The following is an 18,162-nucleotide window of genomic DNA, read 5'->3' as shown; positions in this document are numbered from 1 at the left end:
TGAATTACCGGGTTGTTTATTTTTCTGATTTTGCACCAGTGTATGGTGAAACGTTACACCTGTCGAACCTCTCTTTTCTGCTCAATGCTGCCTGATAAAAGGCCTGTCTTTACGGCTCAACGAGGCGCGTACTGGCTATTCACAGTAGCCTTGTTGTTGAGTGCAGGGGCAGGAATCCAGGCACAGACGCCCGCCCGTCGCGGGCGTACCGCTCCGGCACCCCAACGAACCCCGGAACAGATTAAGGCCGCCAATGACGCTGCCAAAGCGCGCGCTGATTCCGTAAAAGCTGCCGCTCAGGAGCGGATCGATAGTTTGCGGGCCGTAAAGAATGCGTCGCGCCGACCATCTGTTCAATGGACAGACCGCTACGCCACCCGGTTCTCTGACCGCAATCCACGAACGCCGTATCTGCTGCGCGACCCTAAATCGCTGAGCACCGATTTCCGGATGCAACCCGACCGTACCGTTACGGTTACGGAGCGGCTACTACCACGACCCGGCGTTGCGGCCCCGTCGGTAGTGAATCCGAGCGTGATCACAGCGCCAGGTACGTCTGCACCAACCAGCCAGACGGTGACGCCCCGTACCAACGGATTGATTTACCGGCCGGGCGAAAACCTGCCGTATTCAGACTATAACCGGCTGCAGAATCAACGGATCGAAGACCGGCTATTCCGCGAAAATGCCGCCCGTCGCGATGGTCAGAGCGCCGTTAGCGGCCGTGGCCTGATCCCCAAACTGGAAGTGCCGCCTGTCTTCGACCGGATTTTTGGGGGTAACAACATCGATTTTAAACCCAACGGCTTTGTTACGCTCGATCTGGGCTACCTGCATCAGTTCATCGATAACCCGGCGGTGCCCGTTCGCTTGCGGCGGCAGGGAAACCTGATCTTCAATGAGCAGATCAGCATCAACTTCAACGGCCAGATTGGCGAGCGGCTGGGCGTACTGGCCAACTTTGATACGAAAGCCAGTTTCAATTTCGAGAATGCGCTGAAGGTCAACTATCGGCCGCAGGGGCTTATTCCCAACATGCCCAACGTACCTGGCCTGAATGGTGGGATGCCACAAATGCCCCAGGTTCCGGGCCTGCCCAACCTGCCTGCTTTTGGCAGTAAGCTGAGCAACCCGCAGATGCCGTTCACGCCACAGAATGAGAGCATTCTGCAAAATATCGAGTTGGGAAACCTGACCTGGACCCTGAACAGCCAACTAATTCCGGGCGTGCAGAACCTGTTCGGGGTGAAACTGCAAACGCGTTTCGGTAAGCTGAACGCAACGACAGTGCTGTCGCAGCAGCGGTCGAAAAAGCAGGAGATTACCCTGCGCGGGGGCACACTGAACCGCCCGTTCGAAATTCGGGCCGACCAGTATGACGAAAACCGTCACTTCTTCCTGTCGCAGTTTTTCCGCAGTAACTACGAGCGGTCGATGAAAAGCCTGCCGGTTATCACCTCGGGCGTGACCATCACCCGTCTGGAAGTGTATGTAACAAACCGGACCAATACGACCGACCAGCTCCGCAACGTAGTTGGCTTCTCCGATCTGGCCGAACCGGTTCCTTTCAACCGAAGCAACCCGAATATTCAGACGTCGGCGTTGCCTACGGCGCCGGCCGATAATGCCGCCAATACCCTGTTCTCGCGTTTGAAAGCATCATCGGCCCTGCGAAATGCAGACCAGACGCCCGATGTGCTGACGGGTACGTTTGGTCTGCAGCGTGGTACAGATTATGATATGTTGCGGGGTGCCAAACGACTGACCGAACGGGAGTACCGATTTAATTCACAACTGGGTTATATATCGCTGATTACGCCGCTCCGGAATGACGAGGTGCTGGCCGTTTCGTATGAATACACCTATCAGGGGCGACGCTATCAGGTGGGTGAACTGACAGAAGATTACCAGAGCCAGACGGAGGATAAGGTGCTGTATCTGAAGTTGTTGAAATCAACCACGATTCGGAACAACCTGCAAAATCCGATGTGGAACCTGATGATGAAGAACGTGTACTCGCTGAACACGAACGCATTATCGAAACAGGGCTTCCAGATGCGGATCGTGTATAAAGATGACGTATCCGGCATTGATAACCCCAATTTGCAGGATAGCCGACTGGCTAATATTCCGCTGGTGCAGGTCTTCAACGTCGATCAGTTGAACGCCCAGCTTGACCCACAGCCCGACGGTAACTTCGATTACATTGAGGATTACACAGTAGACAGCCGGAATGGCAAAATCATTTTCCCGGTGCTGGAGCCGTTCGGGTCCTTTCTGCGCAACAAGCTTCAGGACCCTATCTACGAGTCGAAATACGTATTTGAGGAATTGTACCGGACTACGCTGGCCGATGCGCAGCAGGTTGCCGTTAAGAATAAGTTCTTCATTAAAGGTAGCTTCCAGTCGGGGCAGGGGCAGGGTATTGATCTGCCATATGGTGTGAAAGAACAGTCGGTCACCGTGTCGGCGGGGGGCGTTCCGCTGGTGCCGGGGCAGGATTACGTGGTGGAAGGGCAGCGGGTACGTATCCTGAACGAGAGCGTGTCGAATTCGGGCCGCGAGATCAAGATCAGCTTTGAAACGCCCGATCTGTTTCAGAACCAGATTCGCACGCTCGTTGGCGCGCGCCTCGATTACCGACTCACACCGGATATCAACCTCGGGGTGACGGCTATGAACATGCGCGAAACCCCGTCAGGATTTCTGACGCGGGTGGCCATTGGTAACGAGCCGGTCAACAACACAATGCTTGGGTTCGATATCAACCTTCGGAAAGATTCGCCCGGCCTGACGCGTATCCTCGACCGGTTGCCGTTCATCCAGACCAAAGAACCGTCGGCCATTCAATTTACGGGCGAGGTCGCCGAACTGATTCCGGGCGTATCGCCACGGGCCAACAACAATGCGTTCATCGACGATTTTGAAGCGACCCGCACTATTTTCGACCTGACCCGCCAGCCAACGCGCTGGAAGATGGGCTCAACGCCGCAGGAGTTTCCGCAGGGAACCAACGGCAACGTACTGGAATATGGCTACCGCCGCGCCCGCACCTCCATCTACAGCGTAGACCAGACCCTGTACCTTCCTGATGCCAGCGGCGCTTCGGGAAGTAACCTGACACAGGCTGATCTGACTAACGTGTATGAGCGGTATTTCCTGCCCAATGTGCTGTTCCCCGGTCGGTCGCCCCGGCAGATTCAGCAGCCGGAAAACATCCTCGATTTCGCGTATTTCCCCAGCGAGCGGGGTATGTACAACTACAACCCGAATCTGAACAACGATGGTACGCTGCCTAATCCCCGTCAGAATTTCGGGGCAGTAACGCGGGCTATTTCGTCGGATAATGATTTCGATAATGCCAACATCGAGAACATCACGTTCTGGCTGATGGACCCCTTCGTGCAGGGCGAAAACGGGAAAGTACGCGGCAACCCCGATAACTCGCAAAACTTCCCGAACTCGACAGGTGGTATCCTGCACTTCAACCTCGGCGACGTATCGGAAGACGTGGTGAAAGATGGTCGCTACGAATTTGAGAACGGTATTCCGCTCGACTCAGCGAACGCACGACTGGGCGGTCGGTTGGTTGATACGCCCTGGGGTAAAGCGCCAACGCAGCAGTTTGTAACGAACGCGTTTACGAACCAGGAAGGAGCTCGTCAGAAACAGGATATTGGACTCGATGGCCTTAATAACCCAGAAGAGCAGGCGAAATTCAAACCCTATCTGGATGCCGTTCGGACGCGGGTAACGAATCAGGAAGCCCTGCGGCAGATTGAAAGTGACCCCTCGAATGATGATTTCCGGTACTACCTGGGTCCGCAGGCCGACTCGGCCAGGTACGTTGTGGCGCGCTACAAAGCGTTCATGGGTATGGAAGGCAACTCGCCAGAAACGGCTGCCGATCTGAACAATTATACCTCGCCTGCCTCATCGATTCTGCCCGATATCGAAGATTTGAACGTCGATAACACCATCAACGAACAGGAAGCCTACTATGATTACGGCATTGACCTGCGCCCCGGCCGGTTGGCGGTTGGTAACGGTTACATCATCGACAAAGTGAACGCCGAGGGAGTCGACTGGTACCTGTTCCGGATTCCGGTGCGGAACTTCAACAACAAGGTTGGCAATATCAACGGGTTTAAGTCGATCCGGTTTTTCCGGATGTACCTGACCGATTTCAGTCAGCCGGTGGTGCTTCGGTTTGCGCAGTTGCAGATGGAAGCCAACCAGTACCGCCGCTATGCCGGTGACCTGACGCAACGTGGCCTGCAGGACGTACCTGAGCCGTATGATGCGCAGTTCAAAGTGTCGGCGGTGAACGTGGAAGAGAACAGCCAGACATCGGCCGATAAGTACGTGTATGACGTGCCGCCGGGGTTCATTCGCGATGTTGACTACACGCAGCCGAACAATAACGTGCAGTTGAACGAACAGTCGATGGCCCTGAGCGTGACCAACCTGCGCGATGGTGATTCGCGGGGGGCGTTCCGCAACACGAATTTCGATTTTGTGAACCGCGACCGGCTGAAGATGTTCGTGCACATGCACAATCCAACCAACGAAGACGGGCAGGTTGGCGCGTTTATCCGGATTGGTACCGACTATACAGAGAACTACTACGAGATTGAAATTCCGGGCCTGAAATCGACAAAACCCGGCCCTGTAACGACCGACGAAATCTGGCCGTCGCAGAACGAACTGGATATTGCTTTCAGCGAACTGATTGATCTGAAAGCGGCGCGGAACAAGCTGTTGACGCGAAGAACCGGCCTACCCTTTACGCAACCATCGGCCAACCAGCGGTATAACCTGACTATTGTGGGTAACCCGGATCTGAGCGCCGTTCAAAGCATCATGATCGGGGTACGTAACCCGAAAACCGTTGACGAGCAGGCCAAGACGTTTACCATCTGGGTGGATGAACTGCGGGCAACGGGCATTAACCAGCGATCGGGTATGGCGGCGATTGGCGCGTTGAATCTGCGCCTGGCCGACGTGGCAACCATCACGGCCTCGGGCCGGTATTCGGGGTTTGGTTTTGGGGGCGTACAGACTAAACCAACCGAACGGTCCCGCGAAGAGGCCACCGAATTTGGCTTAACGGCGGCCCTGTCGATCGACAAGTTTCTGCCGGTAAAATGGGGGCTGAAAATTCCCGTGTATGTCAATTACGACTCCCGGCTGGTGACGCCCCAGTTTAATCCGCTCGACCCGGATACTCCGCTGGAGCAGTCGATTGCCAGTTTGCCCGAAGGCAACGTACCCAGCCCGGCCGAGTACCGCCGACTGGTGCAGGACATGACCACGCGCCGGGGCATCAACTTCTCGAACGTTCGCAAACTGCGGCTCGATGCCAACGGCAAAGCGCACTTCTGGGACATCGAAAACTTCGGCTTCAACTACGCCTACAACGACATTCGCCGCAACAATATCCTGACCGGTGAGTACATTCAGGAGCAGTATAAAGGCGGCGTTACGTACAACTATAGCCCACAGTCGAAACCGTTCGAACCCTTCCGGAATGTGAAAGGGCTGGAACGGAAATACCTGTACTGGCTGAAAGATTTCAACCTCAACCTGTTGCCATCGGTGATTTCTATCCGGGCGGATATTGACCGGAACTACATCAAAACGCAGCTCCGAAATGTAGACCTGAGCACCAACGGTATTTCGCCGCAGTTTGAGAAATACTTCTACTTCAACCGCTATTACGACCTGACCTGGAACCTGACCAAAAACCTGGTAGTGACCTATCGGGCGGCGGCCAATGCCATCATCGATGAACCCTACGGCGAGATTAACACAGCCTACAAACGTGATTCGGTCTGGCGCAGCCTGCAGGAACTGGGGCGGATGAAGAATTACCAGCAGTCGATCAATACGACCTACCGCGTGCCTTTCGACAAGTTCCCGATCGTGAACTGGGTACAGGCCGACGTGGCGTATAACATCGGCTACCAGTTTACGGCCAACTCATACGGGATAAAGGATTCGTTGCTGGTTCCGTTCGGCAATACGATCCGTAATAACCGCGAAGTGGCCATCACGGGTAAAGTCGATCTGGTGTTGCTCTACAATAAAATCCGTGCTTTGCGCTGGGCTAATACGCCAACGCCGTCCAAACTGAATTTTGCCCGCAACCCTGGTAGTATTCAGCAGATCAATCCGGGTGGCGATCGGCTTCTGAAAAGCTTTGTGCGTGCCCTGCTGACGGTGCGCGGTATCAACGTGTCGTATAGCGTGCAGGAGAACACGATTTTACCGGGTTTTCTGCTCACGCCTACGCTCTTGGGTATGGCCGATTTTGGCGCACCGGGGCTGCCGTTTGTGCTGGGCAGCCAGGATGGGAGTATTGCCCAACGGGCGGCACGGGCCGGGTGGCTTTCGCCGAGTACGGTGCAGAACGCACCCTTCACGCAGGCCATGACCAAGCGGTTCCTGGCCACGACTACGCTGGAGCCTTTCCGCGATTTCCGGATCAATGTAACGGCCAACTATAACCGGTCAGATAATTACCAGGAGTTTTACCGCCCTGCCATTACGGGCGCTGGTTTCAGCAGCCAGGCACCGGTGCGGAGCGGTAGTTACAGCATGTCGTACTTCTCGTTTGGCACCACGTTTGAACGCCTGCGGGCCGATAACACCTCGCCGGTTTTCGACAAGTTTGAAGCCTACCGCGACATTCTGCAACAACGCCTGAACGCCGACAACCCCATTGCCCGCGACAACCCGACCGGCTATAACAAGAACTCGCAGGATGTGCTGATTCCGGCGTTCTTCGCGGCCTACAGCGGCTCTAATCCGTGGTCGGTGAAGTACTCGCCGTTCTACAACCTGCCCTTCCCGAACTGGGATCTGAACTACAGCGGACTTAACAAAGTGAAGCCGTTCAGCAAGGTCTTTACCTCGTTCAACCTCGTACACCGCTACACCTCGACCTACAGCGTGGGCAACTTCGTTTCATCGCTTAGTTACGAGGCGCAGTTCGTGAATCTGGCCGTGAACGATTACAACATTTCGCGGCAATTGAACGAGAACGGGCAGTTTATCCCAATTTTTGTGATGAGCACCATGACCATGAGCGAGCGGTTCGGGCCATTCATCGGTATCCGTTTCCAGACGAAGAACAGGCTGAATGGTGCGCTGGAATACAACCGGTCGCGCGATGCCGCCCTGAACCTGACCAACGCGCAGGTAGCCGAGGTGAGCACCGCCGACGTTACGGCCTCGCTGGGGTTCACAAAGCAGAACGTACGCTTGCCGTTCCGTATCAACGGCGCCGTTCGCCGCCTGAAAAACGATTTGACCTTCAACTGCGCCCTGACCCTGCGCGATACCCGCACGATTCAGCGCAAGCTGGAGGCCGAGCAGATCATCACGGCAGGTAACGTTAACTTCCAGGTACGTCCCCAACTGAGCTACGTGGTCAACCGCCGCCTGAACGTGAACTTCTATTTCGACCGCACGTTTAACGACCCGCTGGTGAGCAACAGCTTCATCCGGGCCACCACCTCCGGCGGCGTGCAGGTACGGTTCAACCTGGCCGAGTAGGTGGGGTTGATTTAACCACATCTACCATTATGAAGATCACCAATTTAGGGCACTTGATAAACTGGCTATACATCATTACGTGTAGTAACCTGCTGATGGCTGGCTGCCAGCATGAACCGAAGCCCTTTCAGGTGAAAGTAGGTAAGTACAATATTCAGTTTCCCGTCACTTCAGCGGAATTACAACGTGAATACCACAACGCGGTAGAATCTGTTTTGGTAAGGCTGGAAGACACAACCAAATCGGCTCAGGCTACATGGTATTTTAAGAAGTCACTTCGTGATCCACGTAGGCAGCCGTATGGTGTCATCATAAAGTTACATGATAAGGGAGAGAAGTTGGATTCGATCCGGACGGCTTTTGAGCACATCTACCAAAAGCCTATGCTTAGATTTCGCCCCACGCATTTGAGTGAGTACGAAGGATATGATAACAGCCGACCAATATGGGTAACGCACGTAAATAGGGACACACAAGTAGCTCTCTGCGTAAACTATATCAATGATATTGATATTTTTATCTGTTATAACTTGGAGGCAGATGAAGAGGAACGGTTTGTGTCGTATCAGGGCAACATTCGTCAGGATGACTGAGTAGTTCTACAAGCTGGAGGCCGAGCAGATCATCACGGCGGGTAACGTTAACTTCCAGGTACGTCCCCAGCTGAGCTACGTGGTGAACCGCCGCCTGAATGTGAACTTCTACTTCGATCGCACCTTCAATGACCCGCTGGTGAGCAACAGCTTTATCCGGACCACCACCTCGGGCGGTGTGCAGGTACGGTTCAATCTGGCTGAGTAAAAACTGGAGCCCTATTCTGGACAGACTTGCAATCAGAATGCAAATCTGTCCAGAATAGGGCTTTTTGATGTTCGTATATGCAGGGAATCTACCGCTCTGTCTAGGTCAATATTTTGTCCAGCGCTGTAAAAGCGATCTCCTGATTGAGCTATTCATTGAGTTGGTTCAATATGTTTCGCTCGGGTACTTCAGTAGTTCTACGCTCGCCGATTTGCTGGCGCCACATGGCGTAGTAGAGGCCTTTCTGGGCGACTAACTCGTTGTGGCTACCCGTTTCAACGATCTTACCCTTCTCGAGGACGAAGATGGTGTTGGCGTGCAGGATGGTGCTCAGGCGATGGGCGATCAGGATCGTGATCTGCTCGTTCAGGGCCGACACGCTGCGGACGGTATCCGTGATTTCTTCTTCGGTTAGCGAGTCCAGCGCGGAGGTGGCTTCGTCGAAAATCAGGAGCCTGGGCTGGCGAACCAACGCTCGGGCGATCGATAACCGCTGCTTTTCCCCGCCTGACATTTTCAGCCCACCTTCGCCTATCTGCGTGTCGATGCCCTGTTCAGAACGGGCAATCAGACCGTTGCAGGCAGCTTTGTTGAGGGCGTCGTAGAGTTCAGCATCCGTGGCGTCGTACTTGACAAAGAGCAGGTTCTCGCGGATGGTACCGGCAAAGAGGTGCGTATCCTGCGTAACGAAGCCGATCTGTCGGCGCATGGGATTGAACCGTAAGTCCTTCGTGGAAATATCGTTGTAATAGATTTCGCCGCCAACGGGTCGGTACAGGCCCACGAGCAACTTGACCATCGTTGACTTGCCCGAACCGGAAGGGCCAACAAACGCGATGGTGTCGCCCAGCGACGCCTCGAACGAGACCCCATCGATAGCGTTCTGGCCAGCGCCTTTGTGCCGAAATACCACATCCTGAAACCGTAGATGCTCAATCGGGCCCACTTCAACGGGCGATTCAGGGTTGCGCTCGATGGGCTTCTGCATCAGTTGGGCAAAGCTGTTAAGGCCGGCTTCGGCTTCGCGGTAGGCCAGAATGATGTTGCCCAGTTCCTGCAGGGGGTTGAAGATAGCCACCGAAATAAACTGCATCGAGATCAGTTCGCCGGTGCTGAGTACATGCCGGAAAATGAGCCAGAGCAGCGTGAACAGAACCGACTGTTTGAGGATGTTGAGCGTGGTGCTTTGCCAAAACGACAGCAGACGTACCCGGCGAACCTTCGCCATTTCCAGGTCGAAAATTCGGCCCGTCTGTAGCTTGAGCCGCCTGATCTCGAGAAATGTCAGCCCCAGGCTCTTGATCAGTTCTACGTTGCGTAACGACTCCGTGATTACGCCCGACAGTTTGGCGGTTTCGCGGTTGATCGAGCGTTGCGTTGTTTTAATCTCTTTGCTGAGTAAGCCCGTCAGGCCGCCCAGTACCAGTACGCCAATCAGAAAGACGGGTACCAGCGCCCAGTGTTTGGTAACGGCATACCAGATCAGGAACCCCGTGCCGACGACCGACGTAAAGAGCACGTTGACAAACGAGTTAACGAACTTCTCGGTGTCGGTCCGCACTTTCTGGAGAATCGACAGCGTTGCGCCGCTGCTCTGGTCGCCAAACTCCTGGTACGATAGTCGTAGCGTTTGCTTCAGTCCATCGTCGAAAATATCGGTACCAAACATTTGCACCACCAGCCGGGTCGTGTATTCCTGAAACGCTTTGGTGATGTTCGACAAAACGGCCACGCCAACCGCCAGGCTAAGCAACCATAACACGCCCCTGATCTTATCTGCCTCCGTTTTCTGACCGGGATTGGTGGCGTATTCGTCGATGAGTTTGCCGAAAATGATCGGGTCAACGAGGGCCAGAATTTGAGCTATGCCTGCCAGCAAAAGGGCTAATGCTGCCAGCCAACGATACGGATACAGGTACTTCCAGAGAATGGGCACGGACGATGGCGTTGTTGAGTAGGTTGGATAAAATCGTTGATTCCCTGTTCGTTTCAACCGAAAAGCATACCCGATTAACGCCCAGGCCAACACAAGTGTTATTGAGTTTTCAGCATCAGCTATCTACCAACTGGCTGGGTACGTTGCCGCCCTGACCGGTTAACCCGGAATATGGATGAGGAACGTTGCGCCTTTGCCAGGCTGGCTGTGGGCTGTCAGGATACCGCCGTGACTCTCGGTAACACGCTTGCAAATGGCCAGCCCCACACCCGTACCAGCATAGGCCTGTTTGCCGTGCAGCCGCTGGAAGACCTGAAAAATACGATCGGTATATTTTGGGTCGAACCCAATGCCGTTGTCGCTGATAGAGATATCGTACCAGATCTGACCGTCGATCAGCTCCTGCTGGCAATCGATCTGAATGTGTGGCTGCGCTTCCCGCTTGCCAATGGGCGGCTGAAATTTGAGTGAGTTACTGAGCAGGTTCTGAAAAAGCTGCCGCAGTTGCATAGGGTCGCCAGCAATAATTGGCAGGGGAGTTCGGTTGACGGTGGCCTGGTTTTCGGCGAGGCTCACTTCCAGGTCGCCCAGTACGTCGGTAAGCACCTGGTCCAGACTGACCGGCTGAAAGGGCTGCCGATTGGCGCTAATGCGCGAATAGGCCAGCAAGTCGGTAATGAGCATCGACATGCGGGTCGCGGCCGACTGTATTCGCGAAATGGCGTCGTGCCCGAATTTGTCGAGCTGGGCGCTGTACTGATCGTCCAGCAGATCGCCGAACGCCTGAATCTTGCGCAGTGGCTCCTGCAGGTCGTGGCTGGCTACATAGGCAAACTGTTGGAGGCTGTCGTTAGATCGGAGTAACTCCTGGTTCATGGCCTCCAGCTGTTGCCGGTACAATCGGCTTTCGGTGACATCGACGGCGGCGCTGATGAAGCCATCGCCAAAGCGAACAACCGACACCTGATACCATTTATTGTTGAATTGCCGCTCGAAATGGGCGGGTACTCCCGTTTCAGTTACCTGCAGATACTGATCATAAGCCGGGCCGTTTCTGATGGTTGGGCTAACCGATGACAGAAGCTGGCCCGATAGTTTTTCGAGCGGAACGTTCAGGACTTCGGCCGATGTGTGGTTAGCTTTTATAATGTTGAAATCGGTAACCCGTCCCGACAGGTCCCGAATGGCCTGGCATTGTGTAAACGTAACCGGAGACGATTCTAACAGGCTGTTTATTAGGTCAGACTGACGCTGTTGCTCCAACTCCGCCACTTTGATAGGCGTAATGTCAATATAGGATTGGATGAATCCATCGTTGAAAGCAATGGCCTGGGTGTCGAACCAGAGCCCGTTCTCATGCCGTTGTTCCTGAAACCGGATCGAGCCCTGCGTTTCAACGAGGTTTACCCACCGATCGAAAAGGCCGTTCGTTCGGCGCTCGGGGAAAATATCGAGCATGCGTTTGCCAATAACGGCAGCGGCTTTCTTGCCGGTAAACTGTTCATTGGCCCGGTTAAACGACTGATACACAAAATCGATGATCTTTCCGGGGCTTCCGTCGGGCCGCTCTTCCCGCACGCTCGTGAAGTGCGAAATGGCCGTAATCGCGTTATCAAGCACCTGCCTGAACTCATCGTTCTGGTGTTCAATGCGTTGTTGTGCCCGCTTCAGTTCGGTAATATCCAGAAAGGAGAGCACAATGCGCTCGTTTTCGCGAACGCCCTGCACCTGATACCAGATATCAAGGTTGTGTTGCGTGTAATGATTCTGAATCCGCAGCGTTTCGCCTGCTTCAGCGAGCTGTACGTAGGCTGACCAAATAGGCGTTTGGTTGATGCCCGGAAATGCCTGTAACATGGTTTTGCCAACCAGATCGGCCGAGACTCGGCCCACCATCCGCTCGGCCATGCGGTTCACGAACTCGTATCGAAAATCAATGACCCGGCCAGAGGCAGGGTCGCGAATGATACTGTATAAGGCAATGGCTGTCAGGGCGTTGTCTGTTACGAAACGCAGGCGGTTGGCCTGCTCCTGATTCGTCTGCTCGGCCCAGTACCGCTCACTGATGTCGTTGTAGGAGGCAACCACAAGATCCGCAATCCGGGTCAGCGACACGTCGAAGTGCCGCAACTGACCACTGGTAGGCGTAGCCAGCGGTAGGGTAAACCGATCCGGTATTCCGGTATTGAGCGTCCGCACGAGCCGATCGTATAGCGGTGACGCCGCCAGTGTGGGCAGGATGGCCTTCATCGACCTACCCAGTAAATCGGGTAATGGTCGTCTGACATCATTGGCGGCCACCTGATTCACCATGACCAGGCGCAGATCAATGATGGGCCCGGCTTCGCCACCCGCCCGAATGGCCCCGAAGGCGATCATGCCGTTTAGCGACGCATCCAGTACATTTTGCATCAGCGCCAGCGACGACGAGATTGATCCGTCGCTGGGGTTGACTGGCAGCTGGGCTAGTGGATTCATAAGGTTGAGTAGACCAGGGCAAAATTGGGTAACTGTAAATATACAGATTAACATCCAATCATTAGATGTTTGCCGAGGTAAACCAGTTAATAAGCTCCGCAGAACTGGCTGGTCAAGAATTCCTTAAAAATTTCCGTAGTCGACCTGCAGGCAGGTCAGACCAAGCTCTCGCCGCCAAAGCGAGACAACCTGGTCGCGGTCGTCGAGTACCAGTTCCACGAAGTATCGGTCCCGGATGTGGGTGTCGAAGAGTTCGCGCTTGATGATCGAATCTTTGCGGTTATCATGCTGCCTGCGCATAAGCAGCGTATAGTCGGTGTGTTCCTGCCAGCCCAAATGTTGCTGAAGCCAGGTAATCGTCGGGGTTCGGGCGGCGCTGTCGCGGCCAGACAGAAAGATGATCGCGTATCCCGCCGCCCGCATAGCCCGCACCACGTTCAGCACCGGTACGTTGGGCTGGTCGCGCCCCACGTTCGACCAGTCGAAAGGCGATCGATCGTGAATTTTGGCGGCGGTACCGTCTATGTCGACCAAAATGCATGTGGGCAGGGTGGCATCCTGTATCAGTGCACCTGTAACGGCCTGGGTACGTGGATAACGGAGGTATTGAGCCGGATTGAACAGCTTTATGAACTGGCTGAAACGGTTGTGCTGTTCGCGAATGACGGCTGCGCCCACCACATCAGCCCGTAACCGATCGCGCTCGATGGCCGTTTCCAATGAGACCTCGGCTACCTGAAATGTCACCTCGACGGGGCGCTTTGGGGTGGCCTGCGCCTCAATCACCTTCAACAACTCGTTGATAGACCGTTGCCGAAGGTGCGTATTGTCGATCACCAGATTCCAGCCCCCTTCCAACGCCTCGCGCACTGCCGATTCGAGCAGGGTTGTTACGATTCGCTCAATGCGGTATTTGGCTTTATCGTCCCATTTCCAGTATTCGCCCAGTGGTACCGTAATGAGGCTCCGGCGCAGATCGTCGCGGTTGAGGCGCAGATACGTTGGGTTGTCCTGCACAAACTGCCTGGCAAACGTTGATTTACCGCTACCGCTAATGCCGATCAGAATAAGAACGTGTTGCATAACATTTAGTCGTAAGTCGCTCGTAGTCAGTTTCTTTGCCTGTTAGCCGTCAGCTGCTTTTTTAAACGGTCGTTCGTAGGCAGGGCGAAGTACTTTCCAGATGGTTGCCGAGTAGTCGCGGTTGTCGAGCATCAGGAACAGAACGGATGGATATCGTTGCATCTGGAAATACAGGGCCGTTTCTTTCCGGGAAGAACGTACCTGGAATACCGCTTTGCATTCTGCTTCAATGGCTTCGTACTGCGCCATAAAGGTAGTTACGGTCGTCTTTACCCAGTCATAGAACTCATCAGGAACCCGTTCCAGAACGTCGTTAAACGGCTGGTTGGTGGCCAGGTATTCCCAAATGTTTCGCGACGAGATCTGGGTCAGGATTCGGTGGAGCCGCACGTATTCGGTAAACTTCACCTTTACCCGAAACCCGGACGCAAACCGTAGCACAAATCCTTCTTCATTGTCGATCTGTGCAGCCCGGATAGTAGCCATATCGGTATAGCCATCGAACCGACGTACCTGCGTAAATCCCAGATCAGGGAGGGCAGTCTCTTCCGCTCCGGTAGCCGTGTCGATCACGGCCAGCAAAACCAACTCGTCCCGATCGCCGTAGTCGACCACGATTCGGTTTTCGGGATAAATGATCTCAAACAGGTACGTCTTTGAGCGGTCAAGATGGGGCAGTACATGGGCGTAGCGGGTCTGCAACAGGTACGTTGCTCGTTGCGCCTGCTCGCTCATAAACGACCCGCGCGTTGCGATACAGGCCTTGTTTTTGTGCCAGTACAGGATACCCAACGATCCGTCGAGTTTCTCGAATGCTACAAAAGGCTCATCAGGCAGGGTTGGCCGGCTGTTCGTTGTCACAACCTCGTCGAGGTTGAAGAATTTTCCGAACGGGCGGGCAATTACGTCACCCCGCCCGTTCAGGATCAGCCCCCGGCAGGCTAGGGTATGCTCGTCCCAAACGCGGTTGAATTGCGTCTGCGCCGTATAGTTCAGAATGAACAGGTCAGCGTCTGGGTGCTGACGAATTATGACGTTCCCGTTTGCAACGTGCTGACGGAGAGCGGGGTGAAGTGTATGAATGAAGGTATTCATGGGGCGATGGATAGCAGATAGTAGGTGCCTGATGCTGGCAGTGTCTACTATCCAGCATCCAGTATCCATAAAATACCAGGCAATCAGCGAACCGGGTATGGGTTATCGATTCAGAGCGAAGTAACCCGGCTCTACGGCACTGGCAATGGCTACAGGGCAAAAAGCAGAAAGGGACGCTAGTCCTAGGCTCTCTTTTGAGCTACGCTGGGTTTCCCAACGGCAGGCCTCGATACCTGCAACCTTAGGGTCATCCGAAGGAACCCCTTCCTACGGCACCTGTCAATTCGTTGTTTTCCTCGGCGTAGCCCCGCTGCGGAGCTACGCCGAGGAAGAATTTGATGAAAATCAGGAGCAACAAGCGGTCTGAGTGTAGGGCACGTTAATGCCGGAGTCGAACCGGGCAGCCTTGTTTCTGTTAGAAACTACGCTACTCCTCCCTTAAGATGCTAACGAAGTAACCCAAACCTACGGCATCCTGAATGTCGTTCATCAATTCTACAAGCCAATTTCGTTGATCTTCGATAGCGCCTGATCGCCAGCTTCGATAGCCTGCAGCACATCGAAAATCTTGTCAGACCAGCCCGCAATCAGGTACACGTCGTTGGTCTGGGTACGTAGGGGAGCCTGCCCGTAACCAGCCAGATCGAACAGATACAATCGTGCGCCGGGAAATAACTGCTTATAGGCCAGCCACTTTGCCGCCAGCGTATTTTTCGCCGATTGGTTGCCCGTTGTCGAATCCCACAACTGGGTATCGGTAAACAGCATCACTTTGTCGGCGTGGTGTTTTCGTTTGATCAGGTCGTCGAGCACCAGGTAACCGTTGGTTGAATAACCAACTTCACCTTCGCGACGGTAGAACGCATCGACGTTGGCCAGGGCGTTTTTACCCCGCAAAGGCACTACTTTCCAGCTATCGCCAAACATACCGGTAATGACGTTACCGCAATTGGCCTGCAACAACATACCGAGCAGCAAGCCAATATCGTAGAGCAGAACTTTGCTTTTGGCCGAGACCGCTTTTTGCATCGACCCCGACACGTCGCAGGCGATAACCACCCGCGTATTGTCGTCGAAACCCCGCAGGTTGGCCGTGCTGGCTTGTAGCGCCTGCTCCAGTGCCTGCTGAATCCGCGACACGTGCCCGGAGTTGACCAACTTCAGCTCGCGGTAAGCCGCCAGAAATCGAAAAGGCAATTGCTTGGCGTTGCGTACGGCCCGTTCGTTCGACAGCAGGGCGCAAACCGTCTTCACGTGGGCTCCGTCAATGTCGGCCTCCAACATGTTGCGCAGGTTCCGCAGCATGGCCATATAACCCAGCCTGCCGCTGTCGATCAGTTCGTGCCATTTGGCCTGAACGGCTTTGCGTTTGGCCGTTTCGCCCGCAAATACCTGCTGCCCCAACGCGCTCAACTCGGTTTCCCAGGTGTAAGGCGTTTCGAGCGACTGCGTGGCGATCTGGTTAAAAACGGCCTGCTGCGCCTCGTCTTTCGCCTTGGGATGCACCAGAAACAGGGCATCGCGCAGCGTAACCGCCGCTTTACGTTCGTACTTGGCAAACTGATAGGCATCGAAGCGGTTGAACGAAAAGGCAAGTCCTTTCTGAATTTGCTTCGACAGCCGGTTTAGTTTTTTAGTGCCCGTACGGCAGTTGGCAGCCTGATAATAGGCCAGTAATTCGGTGATCTCGTCGGGGCGTTGTACTACGCGGCTGACCGTGCGGCTCACCAGATCATCGCCGTTGTGGCGCATGGCCAGATCTCCGACCAGCACAACGGGCGCCGTGCGTAGATACATCTGCTCACGGGCATACACAGCCAGCTTAGCCAGGAACAAAGGCGATACCACGTAGGCCAGTTCGCGAATGCGTTCCAGACGCTGATCGGCGTTTTCGTAGGTCACGTCCGATAACATCGTCGTCACCACGGCCGAATACAGTTCCATCTCGGGCGTTAGCGCAAAGGCGTTGGCTCCGGCATGGTTCACCGTTGATTGGTGTTGGTTGACAGTGTTGAAACGCATCGCTTTAGTTTGGCGGGAAGAATGTTTGTTCCCGTTCGACATGACAAAGGTTTCGGTGAACTGCGCAACGTATTTGCGCAGTTGAAAAAAAATGGGGAAATTTTGAAAAAAGTTTGACGACCCATGCCCGCCAACCGCAATGCTCTGATCCGTTACCGAGCCATCGACACCTGCCTGACCAACCGGTTTCGACAATGGACGCTCGACCTGCTCATCGAGAAAGTGGGGGAGGCGCTCTATGAGTATGAGGGCATTGCCCAGATCAGCCGCCGCACCATTCAGGCCGATTTGCAGATGATGCGCAGCGACAAGCTAGGCTACAACGCGCCGATTGTGGTAATTGACCGGAAATATTATACCTACGAAGACCCGACGTACAGCATTACCAACGGGCCGTTATCGGGGCATGATCTGGAGCAGATCAGCGAGGCCGTCGATGTACTGAAGCAGTTCAAAGGGTTTTCGCACTTCCGGAATCTGTCGGGGGTGGTGCAGAAACTGGAAGCTCACGTATTTGCCGCCACGGCCAATCAGCAGGCGGTGATCGACTTCGAAACCAATGATAACCTGCGCGGCCTAACGTACCTGGATTCGTTGTACCGGTCGATCATTGAGGGCAACGCAGTCTGGATAACCTACCAGTCGTTCAGAGCCAAAGATCGGCAGGTGATTCCGTTTCATGTGTGGTGGCTCAAGGAGTTTCGTAATCGTTGGTTTGCCGTGGGAGTGAAGGGAAACCGAGCGGAGATTATGCACCTGGCCCTCGACCGAATGCTTTCTCTCGACCCCGCTCCCGATCTGGCGTATCGCCCTAATCCCGGCAACGTACCTGCAGACTATTATCGACAGGCCATTGGTGTAACCGTTAGCGCCACACTACCTCCGTTGACCGTGCTGGTTCGGGTTGACCGGCAACAGGCACCGTACATCGAAACCAAGCCGCTTCATGCCTCACAACGGCTAGAAGAGCGGCGAGACGATGGCGATATTGTGATCAGCTTGCAGATACAGCACAACTACGAGCTCGAGCGCGACATTCTCGCCTTTGGCGAGGGGCTTGAACTGCTGGCCCCGATTGAGCTACGCAACCGACTGGCCGAGCGGCTCAGGCGGGCATATAAACAGTATGAAGCCACTACATAAACAGGGTGTTGCAGCGGCGTGCCGTGCAACTGAAAAGTACGCGG

Annotated in this window: 8 protein-coding genes and 1 pseudogene; 4 read left to right on the top strand and 5 right to left on the bottom strand. The window is 54.6% G+C overall.

Annotated features, from left to right (window positions below; translation table 11 throughout):
- The first annotated feature begins 84 nt into the window (after positions 1 to 84).
- From sov to J2I46_RS33565, 3 genes and pseudogenes are all read left to right on the top strand, one after another.
- Complete coding sequence (sov, locus tag J2I46_RS24160) at positions 85 to 7,560, top strand: T9SS outer membrane translocon Sov/SprA (RefSeq protein WP_229379920.1); 7,476 nt, start codon at positions 85 to 87, stop codon at positions 7,558 to 7,560.
- A 29-nt stretch (positions 7,561 to 7,589) separates the two neighbouring features.
- Positions 7,590 to 8,153 carry a hypothetical protein gene (locus tag J2I46_RS24155; protein ID WP_207331644.1) on the top strand — a complete coding sequence of 188 codons (564 nt, stop codon included), beginning with the start codon at positions 7,590 to 7,592 and terminating at the stop codon, positions 8,151 to 8,153.
- Between the two features lie 10 nt (positions 8,154 to 8,163).
- Positions 8,164 to 8,361, top strand: a pseudogene (locus J2I46_RS33565) (hypothetical protein); the annotation flags it as partial.
- A gap of 148 nt (positions 8,362 to 8,509) precedes the next feature.
- Here the strand turns inward: J2I46_RS33565 and J2I46_RS24150 are convergent.
- From J2I46_RS24150 to J2I46_RS24130, 5 genes are all read right to left on the bottom strand, one after another.
- Positions 8,510 to 10,297 carry an ABC transporter ATP-binding protein gene (locus J2I46_RS24150; protein ID WP_207331643.1) on the bottom strand — a complete coding sequence of 596 codons (1,788 nt, stop codon included), beginning with the start codon at positions 10,295 to 10,297 and terminating at the stop codon, positions 8,510 to 8,512.
- Between the two features lie 159 nt (positions 10,298 to 10,456).
- On the bottom strand, positions 10,457 to 12,775 hold the full coding sequence (locus J2I46_RS24145) for a PAS domain-containing sensor histidine kinase (RefSeq protein ID WP_207331642.1): 2,319 nt from the start codon (positions 12,773 to 12,775) through the stop codon (positions 10,457 to 10,459).
- Between the two features lie 123 nt (positions 12,776 to 12,898).
- Positions 12,899 to 13,858, bottom strand: coding sequence for a phosphatase domain-containing protein (locus J2I46_RS24140; RefSeq protein WP_207331641.1), 960 nt, complete (start codon positions 13,856 to 13,858; stop codon positions 12,899 to 12,901).
- 42 nt (positions 13,859 to 13,900) lie between these two features.
- Positions 13,901 to 14,953: an RNA ligase gene (locus J2I46_RS24135; protein ID WP_207331640.1), complete on the bottom strand. Its 1,053-nt coding sequence runs from the start codon at positions 14,951 to 14,953 to the stop codon at positions 13,901 to 13,903.
- 495 nt (positions 14,954 to 15,448) lie between these two features.
- Positions 15,449 to 16,975: a TROVE domain-containing protein gene (locus J2I46_RS24130; protein ID WP_207331639.1), complete on the bottom strand. Its 1,527-nt coding sequence runs from the start codon at positions 16,973 to 16,975 to the stop codon at positions 15,449 to 15,451.
- 123 nt (positions 16,976 to 17,098) lie between these two features.
- Here J2I46_RS24130 and J2I46_RS24125 point away from each other — a divergent pair, with 123 nt between their 5' ends.
- A complete protein-coding gene (locus J2I46_RS24125) occupies positions 17,099 to 18,118 on the top strand; it encodes a helix-turn-helix transcriptional regulator (protein ID WP_207331638.1) in 1,020 nt (339 codons plus the stop codon).
- Positions 18,119 to 18,162: the final 44 nt, after the last annotated feature.

The organism is Fibrella forsythiae, assembly GCF_017353175.1.
Classification (GTDB): domain Bacteria; phylum Bacteroidota; class Bacteroidia; order Cytophagales; family Spirosomataceae; genus Fibrella; species Fibrella forsythiae.
Note: the sequence above shows the minus strand (reverse complement) of the source record. Positions and strands in the feature narration are given on the sequence as shown.